This is a genomic window from Bacillus sp. FSL K6-1284, from assembly GCF_038002625.1.
In the GTDB taxonomy this organism is placed as follows: domain Bacteria; phylum Bacillota; class Bacilli; order Bacillales; family Bacillaceae; genus Bacillus; species Bacillus paralicheniformis.
The window spans coordinates 1,335,658-1,353,784 of the sequence record NZ_JBBOCW010000001.1 but is presented as its reverse complement, the minus strand read 5'-3'; the positions used below and the strand labels follow the sequence as shown (position 1 = coordinate 1,353,784).

Below are 18,127 nucleotides of genomic sequence, written 5' to 3'. Positions count from 1 at the left end.
CTAACCGTCATCCTCATCCTTTTTCTTGCGTGAAAATGCCACGTGAGCCTCCTGAATCTCGCCCCTGATCTCGGACATTTCCATATCGAGCCTTGATGCTGCTTCAGAAGCTCTTTGAAGCCTTAATTTTACTTTTTCCGGAATGTTGCCGCTGTATTTATAATTTAAAGAATGTTCAATTGTCGCCCAAAAATTCATCGCCAGCGTCCGGATTTGAATTTCAACCAAAATCTGTTTTTCCCCGTTGATTGTCTGCAAAGGGTACAGCACGACGAGGTGGTAGGAGCGGTAGCCGCTCTCTTTATGTTCCGCGATATAGTCGCGCTTATCCACGACCGTGAAGTCCTTTCTCGCCAGAAGCATATCGACGACAATGCGAATATCCTCAAAAAATTGGCACATGATTCTGAGCCCCGCAATATCTTGCATGCTTTCAATGTTGTGCAGAGGAATGTTTTTCCGCTTGGCCTTCTCAAGAATACTCGGAACAGGCTTCACCCGCCCTGTCACGAATTCGATCGGCGAATGTTCCTCCTCGTATTCGTAAAGGGTCCGGATCCCTTTCAGCTTCACTTTCAGCTCTTCAACAGCCTGCCGGTACGGCGCTAAAAATTGCTCCCATTGTTTTTCGTCCATAAACCTTCCCCCAATTTCATCGCCTTTTTTTCTAGAGGAATATCCGTTTCACTCTCTCTTCCATTTCTTCGCCATAATTTGCATTATCTTTAATATTCTCTATTAAATATCCGAGCTCATCATGGAACCCATTAAGCTCCAGCTCCGTGTTTCCGATATGTAAAAACACAGGAAGATTGGCGTCGAGGGCCGCTTTAAGATCGGACCAGATGCCTTCGTTTAAAATGACGTATTCAAAGGAATCGTCCTGTTCAAGTATGTATACAAATGCAAAATGATCGGAGTCTGTCAGCATGCGTCCGGCCGGTTTCCGCTCCGCTCCGTCATTGATTTCGCTGGTCAACACCAGCCGGTCGTTTCGCAGATTGGCTTCTGTAATCTCAATTCTGTTCTGCATAATGCTCTCCTTTACAATAAAAGTACAGATTCATTTTATCATATCAGCTTCAATATTGATAAACGTTCCTTCTCAAGAGATAATAAGGAAAATGCAATTTTACCAGCTGAGAGGATGAAAAAATTAAAGAATGAGCCAGGAACTTGAAATCGAATTTAAAAATATGCTGACAAAAAAAGAATTTGAGAAAATCAAATCATATTATCAATTTACTTCCGAGCAATTTGTTATACAAAAAAACCATTATTACGATACGTCCTCCTTTTCTTTAAAAGAAAAAGGAGCGGCTTTAAGAATTCGCGAAAAACAGCAGCGATATGTACTGACATTAAAAGAGCCGGCACCTATAGGTCTGATGGAAACCCACCAGGAGCTGACCGGGAATCCCGAATTTGAAACGTTCACGATTCCGCATGGACCGGTATACGATCGCCTGAAGCGCCTCGGCATTCAACCGGACGAGCTCATCCTTTTCGGAACGCTTGCAACAAGCCGTGCAGAAAAAAAATTGCCGCAGGGCTTAATTGTTTTGGATCACAGCCGATACTTAATGGTAGAAGACTTTGAAGTTGAATTCGAAGTGACAGACTATGAACGCGGAAAACGGGATTTCTCTGAACTGCTGAAATCGTTCGGCATCCCTGAGCGTGAAACCAAAAATAAAATCGTCCGATTTTATGAACAAAAACTTAAAGATCAATAAGGTGGGAAAACAATGAACGTTAACCATTTGGCCGCCCTTTTGGAACTACAGGCGATACGGTCGTTTTATTCGGCTTCAGACAGCGGTTCCGAAGATGCTGGTTTTGATTTCAGCTCGATTTTAAACCAATATTTAAGCAATGTCGGCGGTTTGGAGTCTTCACAGCCCGCGGTTGTTCCGGCCGTGTCGACAGCGTCTCAGCTCCAGGCGCCGCTGACAGCCGAAAAGCCTGCGGCAATTGCGGCCGTCCCATCTGCCGCAGCGAAACCCGTCTCTTTCGGCGGCCAAAATCAGAGCATTGACCAGATCATCAAAAACGCCGCAGAAAAATACGGAGTCGATGAGAAGCTGATTCATGCCGTCGTCAAGCAAGAATCGCGCTACCAGGAAAAAGCGGTCAGCCCGGCCGGCGCCATGGGCCTGATGCAGCTGATGCCGTCAACGGCGAAAGCGCTCGGCGTGAATAACGCTTTTGACCCCGTACAAAATATAGAAGGCGGAACAAAATACTTAAAGCAGATGCTCGATAAATACAGCGGGAATGTGAACCTCGCATTAGCGGCCTACAATGCCGGACCGGGAAATGTCCAAAAATACGGAGGCATTCCCCCTTTTAAAGAAACGCAAAATTATGTAAAAAGAATCACCTCAAATTATTATGCTTAAGCCGGAAAGGATGCTTTCCGGCTCAGATTGTTGACAAAATCCCAAAACGACTTTTTGTTTTGGGATTTTGTCATCCTTTCAGCGTGATTGAAAACCCTTGCAGTCTAGGAAGGCCGAGCATCGGAGCGGAGCGAATGTTGGAATTCGTGAGCACCGACGCGCAGGCCTGACAACGAATGCGAGGGTTTGTCGACACGCTGAGCCGGAAAGGACGCTTTCCGGCTTTTTTTGTCCTCATTTACTTCCTCTTTGATCCTCCCGGTATTAAAAATACACATTTAAGAAGCGAATATGATATGATATTTGAAACAAAATCAGCGATTTTCGCCCGCAGGCAGAAGTCGGTTTGTTTGTAGAAATGGAACGAGGTTGCTAAAATAAGTATATACAATCGTGAAATAATAAATGATGCACAAGATAAATATTTTTTTGCAATAGGAATCGGTATATTTTCCTATTAGCCATATTAAAAGGAGTAGTCAACATGGGACAATCGTTTAACGCACCTTATGAAGCGATTGGAGAAGAGCTTCTATCGCAACTTGTTGATACTTTTTATGAGCGTGTAAAGCGGCACCCGCTGCTCTACCCGATTTTTCCGGACGACTTAACGGAAACGGCAAGAAAACAGAAGCAATTTTTAACGCAATATTTAGGCGGTCCGCCGCTTTATACAGAAGAACACGGACACCCGATGCTGAGGGCGCGGCACCTGCCGTTTCCAATCACACCGGAACGGGCGGACGCATGGCTTTCGTGTATGAAAGAGGCAATGGATCATGTCGGTTTAAAGGGCGAAATAAGGGAATTTCTTTTTGAAAGGCTGACATTGACAGCCAGACATATGGTAAATCAGCCTAAAATGGAGGATGGTTCACATTGACACTAAATCAGCGTGACCAATTTTTCTCCCATTGCCATGGACATCCGCAAAAACCGATGGAAATTTATATGTTTGTCGACCCTTTGTCTCCCGAATGCTGGGCTTTGGAGCCGGCGATCAAAAAGTTGAAAATCCGCTACGGCCGTTTTTTCACACTACGGATCATCGCCGCATGCAGCATCACAGCGCTGAACGTTCAGAAACGTAAAAAGCACCGCCTCGCAGAGGCATGGGAAAAGATCGCATGCAGATCAGGCATGTCTTGTGACGGGACGCTCCTGCATGACAAAGCGCTCTCCGCACCATACCTCGCTTCACTCGCTTTGAAAGCGGCGGAACTGCAAGGCAGAAAAGCAGGGCTGCAGTTTTTGAGATGCATGCAGGAAAGCCTGTTTCTCAATCGGCAGGATATCACCGAAGAACAGGTGCTGCTGGCGATCGCAGAGCATACACAGCTCGATCTGGAGGAATTTAAAAGGGATCTTCATTCGCAGAGCGCCGTGAAAGCCCTGCAATGCGATTTGAAAATCGCTGCCGAAATGGAAGTGGCATCTGTCCCGACTCTTACGTTTTTTAACAGTCTCCGCGAAGGAGAAGGCTTAAAAGTAACCGGAAATTATTCATACGAGATTTACGAAGAAGTATTGTTTGAGATGCTCGGTGATGAGCCGAAGCCTTCACAAACACCTCCGCTCGAACTTTTTATCGAATACTTTCAATTTGTAGCCGACAAAGAAATTGCCGTCGTTTACGACTGGACGCTGGAAGAGGTGGAACGGGAAATGAAAAAGCTCGCGTTCGCCCGCAAAGTCGAAAGAGTGGAAGCGAAACACGGCATGTTCTGGCGCTATATAAACGGACATCATGATGCCGGACCGCTTTATCAATGCGAAAAATAGCACGGGTTTCTCCCGTGTTTTTTTTCGCGCTAAAACGAACGCACGTTCCTTTTTGAAGCAGTAAGAAACCGCGCCGGGATAAGCGCGGTTTCTAATTATGTCTTAACGACAACAAAGGGGATGGGAGAAATTTTTCACGGTCAAACAAAGGGGTAAATGTTTGTTTGTGATCAATTTCACATCTTTATAATATCAAATCATGTCGAGTTTTGACAACTGATTTCATTAGTTTTCACATTTTTGTCACAAAAACATAAAAAATAGATGTCCATCATATGATCAAAGTAACAAAGAAAACGAGCCCGCCGCACGTTGCCATACCGCGATTTATGCGAACTGGCGCCCGGTTTTGCTGCCTTTTTGCGCCTCGTCTCCCCCTGTGAAATTTTATCAGTCCTTAGGAGGGTTTTTATGCTTCAGATCATTTTAGGACTTGCATCAATATTATTTTTTTTCGTCTTGAATATTTTAGGTTTGATGAATATGTTTCCCCTTTATATTACGTCCCCTCTCTTATTTATATCAATCCTTTTCACGCTCAGCCGCCTCAACCACCGTAAAACATTTAAAGGTTTTTGACCTCATCGAAAACAAGGCTGCCGGTATGACCGGCAGCCTCTTCTATATACTCGCCTATTATGAATGATTGACTTTTTGCAAAAGTTCTTCCATTTCGTTCAGCTGCTCTTCAAACTTTTTGCACGCAGCTTCGATCGGCTCCGAAGAGGTCATATCAACACCGGCTTTTTTCAGCACTTCAATCGGATAATCCGAGCTACCCGCTTTCAAGAACTCAATATAGCGGTCAACAGCCGATTTGCCTTCTTTTAAAATCTGCTGACTGAGTGCCTGAGCTGCACTGAAGCCTGTCGCATACTGATACACATAATAATTGTAATAGAAATGCGGTATTCTTGACCACTCAAGACCGATTTCCTTATCAATCTCAATATTGTCACCGAAATATTTCTTATTCAAATCATAGTAGATGCTCGTTAACAGCTCAGGTGTCAGCGGTTCCCCTTCCTGGGCTTTGATATGGATCTCATGTTCAAATTCGGCAAACATCGTCTGTCTGAAAACCGTTCCTTTGAAGCCTTCAAGCATATGATTCAAAATGTAGAGCCGCTGTTTTTCATCGTCGATTGTATTCAGCAAGTATTCTCCCAAAAGTGCTTCATTCGTCGTAGAAGCTACTTCGGCTACGAAAATGCTGTAGTTTCCGTACGGGTAAGGCTGATATTTTCTCGTATAGTAGCTGTGCACGGAATGGCCGAATTCATGGACGAGCGTAAACAAATTATTGACGTTGTCCTGCCAGTTCATCAAAATATACGGATTTGTTCCGTAAGTTCCTGAAGAATAAGCGCCGCTTCGTTTTCCTTTGTTTTCATACACATCGACCCAGCGGTTGTTCAAGCCTTCTTTCAGGATGGATGAATATTCTTCCCCTAAAGGCGTCAAACCTTTTAGCATATAGTCCTTTGCCTGCTCGTAGGTAACTTTCATTCCAGAGTCCTTTACCAGCGGAGTATACAGGTCATACATGTGTACCTCATCAAGCTCAAGCACTTTTTTTCTAAGCTCAACATAGCGGTGAAGAAGCGGGAGATGCTTGTTGATCGTGCTGACAAGATTGTCATAGACTTCTTCAGGAATGCTGTTTCGCGACAAAGCAGCTTCCCGCGCCGATTTATAATGTTTAACCTTCGCATAAAAGTTGTCTTTTTTCACAGCTCCGCTGAGCGTGGAAGCGAGCGTGTTTTTAAAGCGGCCGTATGTTTCGTAAACCGCCTTGAATGCCGCGCGGCGGACATCGCGGTTCTCGCTTTCCAAAAAGGTGACATAATTGCCGTGTGTGAGCTGTACCTTTTCTCCATTTTCATCGGTGATCTCCGGAAATTCCATATCAGCGTTATTCAGCATGCCGAACGTGTTGGAAGAAGATGAAAGAACATCAGACGCTTCGGCCAAAATCCCTTCCTCCTCCTCGCTCAGTACGTGAGGACGCTCTTTATTGATTTCTTCGAGAGCATGCGAGTAAAGCTTTAACTCCTCTTTTTCCAGAAGGAACTGCTGAAGCTTTTCTTCCTGAATCGATAGTATTTCCGGCACCATGTAGGCCGTTGCGCTCGCTGCCTGGGTATAGAGGTTGGCCGCTTTATCATTGAGACCTTGGTAAAAAGAATTTCCAGTATCCTGATCATAGCGCATGTGAGCGTAAGTATACAGCTTCCCGAGACGCTCCATCACCTTATCCTGATAAGTCAGCGCTTCATATAGATCATCGGCGGAATGGCCGAGCCTGCCCTTGAATTCGGAAAGCTTGGGCAGCAGTTCTTTAACGGCTTGAAATTCCTCGCTCCAAGCATCATCTGACGGGAAGATATCCTCAAGTCTCCACGTGTCTTCTTGCTTCACCTCTTCTCTTGAAGGCAGTTTCTTCGATTTTTTTTCTTCAGCCACTGTCAATCCCCTCGCTTTCTTTACTCCAAGTCCATTGTTGTCCAATAAACTTGTATTGTGTTTATCTTCTGTTTTTTCACCGTCTTTTGTCAAATCATATGCGAAAAAAAAGACGCAAAATCCCGCCGTTAAAAAATAAAATACATATCTTTTGATCTGAAACAGCCCGGACACCACCTTCCTTTCTTTAGGTTGAACGAAAGGCTTGATAATCATTCGGAAAAATAATGTTCATCCCTTTTTAACAGCGTCTCCAGCCGCGGCTCCGGAGCAACAGGACCCGCGGAATAATAAAATTCCTCTTTCCTCTCTAAAAATCCTTTTTTATGCAAAAAACAAATGTATTCACAAACGGCATCAGTAGCCGTTTGCTGCCCGCTCCATCTCAGCTTCAGCCTTTTGCCCTTGACGAGCCAGTCCATATAATGAACCGCAGACTGCAGGCGAAACGTATCATGCTTCGTTATAAATAAGAAAAGGTGCCCTTGCCACACATAAACCGGGTGGGCAAAAATATAGCCTGACGGCACCGGGAGAAAGACTTCTGAGGGGAAAAACGGGAGCGGGAGCCGGAACTTTTCATAAAAGAGCGCGGCCATCTGCTTCGCTTCTTTTGATAAAAAACGCACGGTCGACATTCGAAAGCTGCGGATGTTTTCTTTCCAACCTTTAAGCTGGAGAGGCGAACAGTTTTCCCATGCGGTTAAATCATGCCAGCCTGCTTCAGCAAGTGGGAGAAAACGCAAGGATGCGGATGTTTTGTTTGTTTGAAAGGGAATCAAGTGTTCGAGGATGATGAAAGCCTTTTGTTCGGGGCAAAAAAACAGGAGCTTAGGAGGCTTATCCCTTTTCTGAGCGAACTGCCAGTGAAACCCTGAAAGCTGAAAAAAACTCCTCGTCAAGCGTCTTATCCGGTTACCTCCCAGAATCCACAACGGCTCGATTCCCAGTTTGAGAAAGCCGTCCGTTCTTTTTCGGTACGCTGCCGCATCGAGATTCGCACATTGAAATTCAACTGCAACCTGGCGGGTTCCGTATTCCAGAAGCAAATCGGGCCTTTGTCTGATCTCTTGCAAATACGGTTCAAGCACCGGGCGGAAGCCTTGTCTGCCGAGCCATTCGTACAACAGCCGTTTTCCTTTCAGGTGATAGGAGCTCTCCGGTTCATGTTGCACCGGACATGCTGCACCCGGCTTATGAGCGAAGTGCGGGAGCTTGACGGCACCGACTTTCAGGTCGAGTTCACACCGGCAAACCGGACAGTAAAATGCATGTCTTTTTCTCAACCGCTTGAGATCTTCGGTTTTGTATCCGTCGGCAAGACAGATGATCTCTTCTTGATCGATCATTGCACTGAACATATTGTCTCTCTCCTTCCTGTTTGATCAAGTATTCAACATGCGCGGAAGCTTTCCTTTTTTTGAAAACGCTTCAAAATTAGGCCGATTTTATATAAAGTAGTATTATAGAACTCGAAATTTTTAGAAAAGGAGTTTTTGACATCAAACGGAAGCTGACCACCAAGCTTACATTGCTGATTCTCACCCTGCTATTCATCTTGCTTTCTGTTATGAGCGGCCTCTATTTAATCATTTTAGAAAATTCGTTAAAAACACAAATTCAAGCCAGAGCGCTCGATATGGCGAAAACGCTCGCCCAGATGCCTTCCGTCCAGGAAGCCTTTGAAACGGACGATCCGTCCCGAATCCTTCAGCCAATTGCAGAAAACGCGAGAAAGCAGTCCGGTGCGCAATACATTGTGATCGGCTCGGCGGATGCGATTCGCTATGCTCATCCGCACCCGGGAAAAATCGGCAAACCGATGGTCGGCGGAGACAATCAGCGCGCTCTTGAAAAAGGGGAAGCATATATTTCGGAAGCCGTCGGCACGCTTGGCCCGGCCATCAGGGGCAAAGCCCCGATCCTTAATGAAAACGGCAAAATCGTCGGAATCATCTCAGTCGGTTTTTTAAAAGAAAATATTCAGGATATCGTCTATCAATATCAGTCAAAATTCATATTTTTATTAGGATTTGTCGTGCTGATGGGGGTTTTGGGAGCCATCTATATTTCCCGCAATGTCAAAAAGTCCATTTTCGGTCTTGAACCTTATGAAATTAATCAATTATATACTGAAAAACAGGCGATTACAGAATCTGTGCACGAGGCCTTGATCGCCATCAACAAACATGAAGAAATCACGCTCTTGAATAGAAAAGCCTGTGAGCTCCTTCGCGTCGAAAGCGAAGATCAGTGGCTCGGCAAACCGATTTCCGAGCTTCTTCCAGATACGCTGCTCCCCGAAGTGATGAAAACGAAAACGGCGCAAAAAGATCAGGAATTAACGATCGGAAATGAAGAATTAATCGTCAACCGAGTGCCGATTTTCGAAAACGAAAAAATCCGCGGGGCCGTTGCAAGCTTCAGGAGAAAGACGGACATTGACGAACTCTCCAAAAAGCTGGCGCAAACTTCGCAATACGCGGAAGGTCTGAGAGCCCAGACCCACGAATATTCAAACAAGCTGAACACAATCGCGGGACTGATCCAGCTGGAAAGCTATTCTGAAGCGCTCGAATTGATCCAAAAAGAGAACAAAAGCCATCAGGAAATGCTGCGATTTCTCATCCATTCGATTCCTGATCCGCTTCTTTCCGGGTTGCTGCTGGGAAAGGTCAACCGTGCAAAAGAGCTGCACATCAACCTGGAAATCGATGAAAGCTCAAAATTGGACGCTTTGCCGGACGAAATGGACAAAGGCAAATTCATTACGATTTTAGGAAATTTGATTGAGAATGCTTTTGACGCCGTTTCCCACAAAAAAGACCGCAGCATCCTTGTCTTCTTGTCAGACGGGGGAGATCACATCTTAATTGAAGTCGAAGACTCGGGAGACGGTATTCCCGAGGGGGAACAGGAGCGGATCTTTCAAAAGTTTTATTCGACAAAAGCGGCTAATCACCGCGGTCTCGGCCTCTTTTTAGTCAAAGAAGCCGTCAATGCGTTAAACGGACAAATCAAAGCGGATAAAAGCGACCTTGGCGGAGCATTGTTTACTGTCGTGATACCAAATAGAGAAACGCTGGGGGACTGACCTATGAAAGCATTACAAGTGTTTATCGTGGAGGATGACATCAGGAACGCTGACATACATCAAAAACTGATCAGCAAAATTGAAGGATTTTCTGTTATTGGAATCGCAGAAAATTTTCAAGATGCAAAGGATTTGCTTCCGGACGTGAAGCCCGATCTTGTCCTGCTCGACATTTTTCTGCCGGACGGCTCAGGCATGGAGCTTCTCTGGCTGATCAGACAAAAGCTCAGACATACAGACGTCATGATGATTACGGCGGCGAAAGAAGTTGAGTATGTCGAACAGGCGATTCGCGCGGGAGCCGTCGATTATTTGATCAAGCCGATTATGTTTTCCAGGTTGAAAGAAACGCTGTTAAACTATCGGTCCTACCGGCTCAAGGTAAATGAAATGTCTTCAATCGATCAGACAGACGTTGACAGCTTGATGGCAAAAAGGCGAAGCATCATGAAAGAAAAACAAACCGCTGAAGCCGATTATCCGAAAGGAATCGACGGCCTGACGCTGAAAAAAGTAGCCGGCGTTTTAAACAAAAGCGAAAACAGCGATGGCATCACCGCTGAAAATCTCGGGCGCACCATCGGTGTCAGCCGGACGACCGCAAGGCGCTATTTAGAATTTTTAGCTGCGGAAAAGCATGTAAAAACAGAACTTTTCTATGGAACCGTCGGACGTCCCGAACGCCGCTACAAGCCTGTGAAAAATGAAAGTCCGGAAACGTAGCGTTCCGGACATCAAAAGCTCAGCCTTCCAAATCGATCGACTTTTTATTTTTGTTCTTCATTGCCCGGGAAATCGGTGGTACGATGAGCGACAAAAGAGCCGTAATCAATAAACCGATTGTGACGGGACTTTCAAAAAACACGGACAGGCTTCCTGATGACAGCGTCATCGCTTGTCTAAACGATTCTTCCATCAAACTTCCGAGAATAAAAGCTAAAATAAACGGAGCCGCCGGAAAAGACAGCACTCTCATAAAATACCCGAGGATTCCGAAGAACACCAGAATATAAAGATGTACGACATTAAATGTCACAGCATAGACGCCGATCAGGCAGAAAACAAATATGAGCGAAATTAAAAGCTGCTTCGGAATCAGAAGAATTTTTGACAAGAAAGGAATTAACGGCAAATTTAAAATCAGCAGAAATAAATTGCCGATATACATGCTTGCGATCACGCCCCAGAACACGTCGGGATGATCCGTCAGCATGAGCGGTCCCGGCTGAACGCCGACGACCAAAAGGGCGCCGAGCAGGACGGCCGTTGTTCCTGATCCGGGAATCCCGAGTGTCAGAAGGGGTACGAATGCGCCGCTCGTTGCCGCATTGTTCGAAGTCTCAGGTGCTGCGACCCCTTTAATATTTCCCTTGCCAAACGTTTCAGGATGTTTTGAGATTCTCTTCTCTGTAATATAAGAAATAAATGATGCAATTGTCGCCCCTGCACCGGGCAGGATGCCGAGCAAAAATCCGATGACCGAATGCCTTGCGATCGGTCCCGAAATCTCTTTCATTTCGCTTTTCGTCACCTTCAGGCTGCCGACTTGAGACGCTCCTTCCGTCATCGGCTTGTTCCGCGTCTTGATCAAGAACGCAACTTCAGCAAGTGCAAACAAACCGAGAGCCACGATCAGAAAATCGATGCCTTCCAGAAGGCTTGCCGCACCGAATGTAAACCGTTCGGTCCCCGTCTGCGGATCAATCCCGATGGTAGCGGTCATAAAGCCCAATGTCGCAGAAATCAGCGCCTTGACTGTCGATCCTTCGGAAAGGCTTGAAATTGCCACCAAGCCGAGCATCATCAATGCAAAATATTCTGTCGGCCCAAATGTCACCGCAATGTTTGCCATTGTCGGTGCGACGAGCATCAGCGCAACTACGGTGATCGTTCCGCCTGCGAAAGAGCAGATTGCAGCGATGGCAAGGGCTTTTCCCGCTTTCCCCTGCTTTGCCATCGGATAGCCGTCAAACGATGTTGCGACAGTGCCGGCTACTCCGGGGGCATTTAACAGAATCGATGACGTCGAACCGCCAAAGACCGCTCCGTAATAGACACCCGCCATCAAAATTAACGCGGAGGCCGGGTCCATTCCGTAACTTAACGGGATCATAATGGCAATCGCGGTGATCGGCCCGAGCCCAGGCAGCATCCCGATAACCGTCCCGATCAGCACCCCGATAAAAGCGAACATGATATTCTGCGGAGTCAGCGCCACCTGAAATCCGTATAATATACTATCTAACATGCACTTTCCTCCTTATGTTCGATTAAAAAGGCATAACCCCCTGCGGAAGCATGATGTTGAGCACATAGTTGAATGAAAAATAAATTGTGCCGCTGAAAATCAGTGAAACGAGCGCAGCCGTTGTCCAATTTCGATATCCCAACACCGCGGGCAAAACGATCAGCAGCATTACCGTAGAAAGCAAAAATCCGATGAATTCCAAAATCGAAATGTAGATCAACAGAGAAGCGACACAGAGCATCATGACCTTGACGTCTTTTTTCTTCAGCTGAAACAGCTTTTTCACCGTTGTATCTTTTTGATCTTTTTCAAAAAACAGAAATACACCCAAAATGAGAAGCAATATGCCTAAACTTTTCGGCAGCACGTCCGCATCGATCACCGCGTACGGATAGCTGTCTAAATTAAAGCTGAACGCCAGGTAAATGGCTGCCACAGCCAAAATGATGACAGAAACGGCCCGGTTTGTGATTCTCATGGTTTACACCAGCCTTTCTCGATTTCAGCTTGCCGGTCGCCGGCTGTACTGGGCAAAGCTTTTAAGGCTTTCCCGTGCCGGCAACCGCGCGGAGACCATTTTATTTGCCACCCAATCCGATATCATCAAGGAGCGCTTCCATTTCTTTATATTGAGCGTCAAGATAGTCTTTGAATTCTTGATAGCCCATAAACTTATCCGTCCATCCATACCTGTCCCGAATCGATTTCCAGCTGTCTTTTTCCATCATCTCTTTGATTTTTTCTTCATAATATTTTACGGCGGACTCGCTCATCCCCGGAGGTCCCATAAATCCTCTCCAGACCGTAAATTCATCATCGATTCCCTGCTCTTTTAAGGTCGGAAAATCTTTGACCGTATCTCCTTTCATGCGCTCGGGAGCGGTGATGGCCAGCACTCTGACTTTTCCGGCTCGCGCCTGTTCGGCCGCTTCACCGACACCCGTCGAATAGACGTCGGCTTTTTTACCGAGCAGCATGCTCATCCCGGCGCCGTCTTGAGCCGTAATGTATTTCAGCTCTTTCGCATCAACGCCAGCCTTTTGAACAGCGCTGACAAATTGCATGTGGTCCATGCTTCCCGGAGAAGACGTCCCTACAATAGAGGCTTTTTTCGGATCTTTTTTCAGCGCATCCACAAGATCTGTCATCGACTGATAAGGCGAATCTTTATGAACGACAAACGCTCCGTAGTCGGCAATCACGCTTGCGATCGGCGTAAAATCATTGTGACCGTACTGGGATTGTCCGTTTAAAGGCACGAACAAAATCGGCGGAGATGTAACAAACAACGTATGGTTATCACCTTTTTTGCGGTGGACATACGACCATCCCGACGCTCCCCCGCCGCCCGGTTTATTGACGACAGCCATCTTTTCAATCAATTTTTCTTCACCCATAATTTTCGAGATCGTTCTGGCCGTTGTATCCCATCCCCCGCCGGCTCCGGCAGGCGCAACGACCTCAATTGCTTTCGAAGGTTTAAAGTCTTTTTCGTTCGCAGCTTTATTTGAAGCCGTGTTTCCGCCGCATCCTCCCAAAATCAGCGCAAACACAAGCAAAATTGTAAAGCCGTAACATCTACCCCTCTTTGTCATGTTGTGCTCCCCCTTAATTGTAATCGCTTTCATTATAGCTTTCCTGACTTTTCGTGCACAGTTTAACTGCATAATATTCTTTTTGTTCATAAAGTTCACAAAAAATCTTCCTCAAATAGAGATGTAATTTTTGTTAAAGGATAATTACGGGATCAACTTCTGGCCAATTAAAAACCCCTCTCCGCAGAGAAGGGTCAGTCTTTCAATTTGATATTACATTTTTTAAGGAAGGTACATTGCAAATTTGCCGTTTGCCACAAGGCTGTTCAGCATGTAAAGGCATGATCCGTAATAATCTTCTGGAATATATGTGCTGTTAAACGCATTGGCAAATCCCGTCCTTAATGATGCATCGCTTGCTGCAGTCGCGCCGCCCGCATTGGCGGCGATCAGGCCAACCGGGCTTCCTTTTTTGACGGCCGTCCCATTCAGCGTATATTCATGGGCCGTTCTCCCGTAGTTTTCCCGTTTCATAAACGTCAAGAACTTGTTAACCGCTTTTTGCTCGCTGGCGCGATATGCATTATCTGCCGAGGACCAAAGTGTATGATCCATAGCGATATGAGACACCGTCCGCCAAGCATCATAGCTGAAATTTCGGTCTGTTTCCGTTGAGGAATGAGCCGCATCGCTTACGCCGTCAAAGCCGGCTTCATCGGGAAACAGCCCTGTGGCCGCATTGGTGACGGTTGATCCGTTATTTAACACGCTTTTAAACGTTGTTTCTGACAAGTATGTTCGAGATTTGTTTGCTGCATCTTTCCAAAAATACTGCTGGCTGCTTCTGGCGCTTTTAGCGAACAACTCGAAAAAAGCAGGAACGTGGTAGGATGGGTCCGTCCAATTGACATAAGGGCCGAATCGAACCATCGCATAGCGCTGATCCTTGCTGTTTTTAATAAACACTCGCGATTCCTTACCGGTGTTGGCGTATTCTCCATCACCGGCCAAAGCGTCAAGCATGTCTTGAGCCCGCGCTTTGTAATCATACGGGTATTTTTTATCTCCCCAGCGGCCAGATGCCATCATGAGCGCTGCCGCAAACCAGACCTCGCCGTCAGATGCAACATTCTGATCAATGGTTTGCACGTCTGAGCCGTTCGTTTTCATATGCCAGCTATGGTAGCCGTACAAACTGTCGTTTCTGTCGGAATGGCGCATATATTTACGGACGAAATCCCACAGCTTTTGGAACTTATACTCATCATTCATTTGCAGCGTAATCATCATCCCGTAACTCATACCCTCTGTTTTGACACTGTAGTATCCATTTCCCAGGTTATCGTCCGTCGTCGAAGCGATGTAAGCTGAACCGTCCTTCATATAATGAAACAGCGATCCGCCTTTACCATTGCCTTTTGTATCAAAGTATTTTTTATAGGCCTGATTCAAATTGTTTTTACCCGTTGTTCCGAGAATATCCGGAGTCTTGGAATGTACGGCTGCCATGGCTGTTTGAGAATAAGCGGCACAAAAACATGTTAAACCAATAAAGACAGCCATGATCCATTTTAAACTTTTTCGCATCAAATCAATCTCACCTTTCAAAATTTGTCATAACACCAATCCATCTTAATCAATGAAACTGGAAGTGTATAGATCAGATTGACCCTATTCGGTTTGGTCCGAAATGATCGTTTTCTTTTGAAAGTGGTGAGCCGTTTGAAAGATGTAGAACGGGAGGAGGGAAGTTGTGGAGAATTGAAGCTCTTTGTTATATTTGTTCCAGAAAGTTAAAGCCGGCTTCAAAAGAAACCGGCTTTTTTATGCGAAGTGCTTTTTTATTGTATGAAGAGCATGATCCGCTGCAATCAGTGTTCCATACTCTTTCAGCATATGAATCGTCGTCTTTGATTCTGAGGCATACTCCAGCAGAATGCTCAGCTGGTTTTCCACCTCTTCATCAGGCAGTTCACTGAAATCCACGAATAAATAATAGCGGTTCTCGTGAGAGTACAATGTCGTTTGGCAGCCGCTGATAGACATTTTTGACAGTGAGATTAAATCCTCAAAATCGTCAAACTTTAAAACAAACTGCAGTTTCTGCTCTTCTGCCTGCTCTTCTTTTTGAAAGTCGTCAAGCAAAGCATCAAGGCTTTCTTCTGCTACATGCTGTTTTTTATCTTCAGGAATCGGCAGTTCCAGCTTTTGTCCGTCTTTGGACAGCTGAGCTCTTGTCACAATGATTTCCAATCCCTTATCAAGGGCCTGCACTTGAATCCAAAGGGGGCCTTCAACGGCAAACTCTTCTTCTTCGTGCACTTCGTCCATCATTTCCCAAAAAAGCTCTTCACTGCGTTCTCGATTGTACCAAATTTCTTCTCTGTCAAACCCGCGGTCTTCGATATCACCGTAGGAAATATAAAACTTAACCGTATGTTCGTTTATTCTTTCGATTTCCATTTGCCAACCTTCCCTTCTTTGTAAGATGTTGAAGGGATAACTAAGCTCCCAATTAATTGTACTTTACTACACTTTACCCATTACGTCCACTTCTTAACCTTATCCATAATCAATCTTTATTTTCTATTTTATGATAAAAAAGGCGGAAAAGAAATAAAAACGCCTCCAAAGCCAAGCTAACATATTTTCCGGCCTGCTTCATATATTAGTTGTACAAGCAGCAGCTGTAGATGCGGGTGCCTTTTAGGCAAGTCCCGATGCAAAGGCAAAGCGAGGTGCCAGTTGATGGAACACGATGTACTGATGTCGTTCCTTGTGATCATCGGAATCGATCTCATACTTGGCGGCGACAACGCTGTTGTGATTGCAATGGCAAGCCGTCATTTGCCTCCACGGCAAAGACAAAAAGCGATCATCATCGGCACATTGATCGCCATCATGATGAGAATCGCGCTAACAATGGCAGCAGTGTACCTGCTCGCGGTTCCTTATCTGCAATTTATCGGAGGAATCTTCCTGTTGTACTTAGGATATCAGCTTTTGATTGAGAAAAAAGATGCCCAGCATGTCAAAGGCGGGACATCTTTATTTAAGGCGATCCGTATCATCGTGATTGCCGATTTGTTCATGTCGCTCGATAATGTGATTGCGGTCGCTGGAGCTTCTCACGGACGCCTGATGCTAGTCGTTGTCGGCTTGATGGTCTCCGTCCCGGTCATCATTTGGGGCAGCAGGCTGATTCAAGCGGCCCTTGCAAAGTTTCCGCTCTTCATATACGCGGGAAGCGGACTGCTCGCTTATACCGGCGGCGAAATGATCGTCAGGGAGCAGGAGTTGTCTTCCTTTATGGCGCAGCATAGCACCCTCGAAATGCTGCTGCCCGTCCTGACGGTGATTTTTGTGATTTTAGCCAGTATTTATTATGAACAGACGAGTGAAAAGCATTAAAAAAAGAAGGCTGAAAAATTCAGCCTTCTTTTAGTTTGCGAGACGCTGCGCTTCACGAAGCTGGAATGTGCGCACTTTGCGCGGCAGGAAGCGGCGGATTTCGTCTTCGTTGTATCCAACCTGCAGGCGCTTTTCGTCAATGATGATCGGACGGCGCAAAAGGCCCGGATGTTCATTGATGAGCTGGTACAGCTCTTGAAGCGGCATTGTTTCAAGGTTGACGTTCAGTTTTTGGAACACTTTGGAACGGGTTGAAATAATTTCGTCTGTTCCATCTTCCGTCATTCGTAAAATCTCTTTTATTTCATCAATTGATAAAGGCTCTGAAAAAATATTTCTTTCCGTATACGGAATATCATGTTCTTCTAACCATGCGCGCGCCTTTCTGCAAGACGTGCAGCTTGGGGATGTATATAATGTAACCATATTGCTTCACTCCTTAAAAAGTAGAATGAAATTAGCGTATTCTTAAATTGAAATAAATCTAAAAAAGTAATCTTTATTGAGTATTATACTATAAAAAAGTAAGTGTGAACAGTCTGTAACAGAAATTTTTTGACAATCCAGCGACTTTTGCTTTTTTATGCCATCTGTTATTCTCATTTAGCTCAATTCATCGAAAATGTTTTTTTGTTTATGATCGTCAACAATCGTAAGGACGTCATCCACATCTTCATAAGATTCTCCATACCACTTCTCATCTTTGTATGTATGGATTTTTTCGTACGTTTCTTTCATCGCGTCAAATACTTCTTTCTCTGTGTTTGATTTTGGAGACCAATACAAAATCTCCATTTTGTTCACTTTGCCGGTTGCGAGTGACCGGCGACGGTAACCAATCGACTCAGCGTGTTTAAAGTTTTCCTTTTGATAAAATTTAAGACGTTTCGCCGTATCGGCATCATCTTCATCCACGGGCTCGACTTCGAGGAGGATCGGTTTGTTTTTCTTTTTCAGCTTCTCAATCAGCTTGGAACCAAGTCCCTGTCCTCGCGCGTCTTTAGAAACGAATAAATAGTCGATGAAAATAAAAGAGTCGAATTCGGCGTACATCAACACATGATGACGGCCTTCTTCTTTATGGTAAATATCGTTTTGTTCCTTTAACAATGCTTCCATGTGCTCTTTTGATTTCATTTCTTCAATTGGGAAATACTCGCTAAGCTTCTCATACCAGTTCATTGATTTG

The 18,127-nt window shown here is 45.3% G+C and carries 19 protein-coding genes and 1 pseudogene; 8 read left to right on the top strand and 12 right to left on the bottom strand.

What is annotated here, in order from left to right; translation table 11 throughout:
* Positions 1 to 636: a GTP pyrophosphokinase gene (locus MHB72_RS06855; protein ID WP_003180661.1), complete on the bottom strand. Its 636-nt coding sequence runs from the start codon at positions 634 to 636 to the stop codon at positions 1 to 3.
* Positions 637 to 667: 31 nt separating this feature from the next.
* The gene (locus MHB72_RS06850) at positions 668 to 1,033 is read right to left on the bottom strand and encodes a UPF0738 family protein (protein WP_003180659.1); all 366 of its coding nucleotides are present in this window, start codon (positions 1,031 to 1,033) and stop codon (positions 668 to 670) included.
* Between the two features lie 130 nt (positions 1,034 to 1,163).
* Between MHB72_RS06850 and MHB72_RS06845 the strand changes: the two genes are divergently transcribed.
* The 5 genes from MHB72_RS06845 (at position 1,164) to MHB72_RS06825 (ending at position 4,763) form a co-directional block, all read left to right on the top strand.
* Entirely contained in the window at positions 1,164 to 1,736 is a 573-nt protein-coding gene (locus tag MHB72_RS06845) for a CYTH domain-containing protein (RefSeq protein ID WP_216920307.1), read from the top strand.
* Between the two features lie 12 nt (positions 1,737 to 1,748).
* Complete coding sequence (locus tag MHB72_RS06840) at positions 1,749 to 2,402, top strand: lytic transglycosylase domain-containing protein (RefSeq protein ID WP_216920306.1); 654 nt, start codon at positions 1,749 to 1,751, stop codon at positions 2,400 to 2,402.
* 484 nt (positions 2,403 to 2,886) lie between these two features.
* The gene (locus tag MHB72_RS06835; RefSeq protein WP_003180652.1) at positions 2,887 to 3,285 is read left to right on the top strand and encodes a globin domain-containing protein; all 399 of its coding nucleotides are present in this window, start codon (positions 2,887 to 2,889) and stop codon (positions 3,283 to 3,285) included.
* Positions 3,282 to 4,184 (top strand): protease adaptor protein SpxH, encoded by a 903-nt coding sequence (spxH, locus tag MHB72_RS06830; protein WP_003180650.1) that lies wholly within the window; start codon positions 3,282 to 3,284, stop codon positions 4,182 to 4,184. The genes MHB72_RS06835 and spxH overlap by 4 nt, the downstream gene beginning before the upstream one ends.
* Before the next feature lie 411 nt (positions 4,185 to 4,595).
* Positions 4,596 to 4,763, top strand: coding sequence for a hypothetical protein (locus MHB72_RS06825; RefSeq protein WP_023856663.1), 168 nt, complete (start codon positions 4,596 to 4,598; stop codon positions 4,761 to 4,763).
* 57 nt (positions 4,764 to 4,820) lie between these two features.
* On the opposite strand, the gene pepF is transcribed toward MHB72_RS06825, so the two are convergent.
* Together pepF and MHB72_RS06815 are read right to left on the bottom strand one after the other, a co-directional pair.
* Positions 4,821 to 6,650 (bottom strand): oligoendopeptidase F, encoded by a 1,830-nt coding sequence (gene pepF, locus MHB72_RS06820; RefSeq protein WP_324250906.1) that lies wholly within the window; start codon positions 6,648 to 6,650, stop codon positions 4,821 to 4,823.
* 212 nt (positions 6,651 to 6,862) lie between these two features.
* The gene (locus MHB72_RS06815; protein WP_216921105.1) at positions 6,863 to 8,011 is read right to left on the bottom strand and encodes a competence protein CoiA family protein; all 1,149 of its coding nucleotides are present in this window, start codon (positions 8,009 to 8,011) and stop codon (positions 6,863 to 6,865) included.
* Positions 8,012 to 8,181: 170 nt separating this feature from the next.
* Here MHB72_RS06815 and MHB72_RS06810 point away from each other — a divergent pair, with 170 nt between their 5' ends.
* Together MHB72_RS06810 and MHB72_RS06805 are read left to right on the top strand one after the other, a co-directional pair.
* Positions 8,182 to 9,744, top strand: a complete 1,563-nt coding sequence (locus tag MHB72_RS06810) for an ATP-binding protein (protein WP_216921103.1) — start codon at positions 8,182 to 8,184, stop codon at positions 9,742 to 9,744.
* Between the two features lie 3 nt (positions 9,745 to 9,747).
* Positions 9,748 to 10,467 carry a response regulator gene (locus MHB72_RS06805; protein ID WP_020450941.1) on the top strand — a complete coding sequence of 240 codons (720 nt, stop codon included), beginning with the start codon at positions 9,748 to 9,750 and terminating at the stop codon, positions 10,465 to 10,467.
* A gap of 19 nt (positions 10,468 to 10,486) precedes the next feature.
* Here MHB72_RS06805 and MHB72_RS06800 read toward each other — a convergent pair whose 3' ends face one another.
* From MHB72_RS06800 to MHB72_RS06775, 6 genes and pseudogenes are all read right to left on the bottom strand, one after another.
* Positions 10,487 to 11,992 (bottom strand): tripartite tricarboxylate transporter permease, encoded by a 1,506-nt coding sequence (locus MHB72_RS06800; protein WP_003180636.1) that lies wholly within the window; start codon positions 11,990 to 11,992, stop codon positions 10,487 to 10,489.
* Positions 11,993 to 12,014: 22 nt separating this feature from the next.
* Positions 12,015 to 12,470 carry a tripartite tricarboxylate transporter TctB family protein gene (locus MHB72_RS06795; protein ID WP_025811638.1) on the bottom strand — a complete coding sequence of 152 codons (456 nt, stop codon included), beginning with the start codon at positions 12,468 to 12,470 and terminating at the stop codon, positions 12,015 to 12,017.
* 100 nt (positions 12,471 to 12,570) lie between these two features.
* Positions 12,571 to 13,587, bottom strand: a complete 1,017-nt coding sequence (locus tag MHB72_RS06790; RefSeq protein WP_254122203.1) for a tripartite tricarboxylate transporter substrate binding protein — start codon at positions 13,585 to 13,587, stop codon at positions 12,571 to 12,573.
* Positions 13,588 to 13,809: 222 nt separating this feature from the next.
* Positions 13,810 to 15,114, bottom strand: coding sequence for a glycosyl hydrolase family 8 (locus MHB72_RS06785; RefSeq protein ID WP_216921099.1), 1,305 nt, complete (start codon positions 15,112 to 15,114; stop codon positions 13,810 to 13,812).
* Between the two features lie 237 nt (positions 15,115 to 15,351).
* Positions 15,352 to 15,990, bottom strand: coding sequence for an adaptor protein MecA (mecA, locus tag MHB72_RS06780; RefSeq protein ID WP_003180627.1), 639 nt, complete (start codon positions 15,988 to 15,990; stop codon positions 15,352 to 15,354).
* A pseudogene (locus MHB72_RS06775) lies at positions 15,972 to 16,097 on the bottom strand (hypothetical protein). The gene mecA and the pseudogene MHB72_RS06775 overlap by 19 nt, the downstream one beginning before the upstream one ends.
* A gap of 178 nt (positions 16,098 to 16,275) precedes the next feature.
* Here MHB72_RS06775 and MHB72_RS06770 point away from each other — a divergent pair.
* A complete protein-coding gene (locus tag MHB72_RS06770) occupies positions 16,276 to 16,938 on the top strand; it encodes a TerC family protein (protein WP_020450936.1) in 663 nt (220 codons plus the stop codon).
* A gap of 30 nt (positions 16,939 to 16,968) precedes the next feature.
* Here MHB72_RS06770 and spxA read toward each other — a convergent pair whose 3' ends face one another.
* Positions 16,969 to 17,364, bottom strand: a complete 396-nt coding sequence (gene spxA / locus MHB72_RS06765) for a transcriptional regulator SpxA (RefSeq protein ID WP_003180621.1) — start codon at positions 17,362 to 17,364, stop codon at positions 16,969 to 16,971.
* Between the two features lie 177 nt (positions 17,365 to 17,541).
* Positions 17,542 to 18,120, bottom strand: a complete 579-nt coding sequence (locus MHB72_RS06760; protein ID WP_003180619.1) for a GNAT family N-acetyltransferase — start codon at positions 18,118 to 18,120, stop codon at positions 17,542 to 17,544.
* Positions 18,121 to 18,127 lie beyond the last annotated feature (7 nt).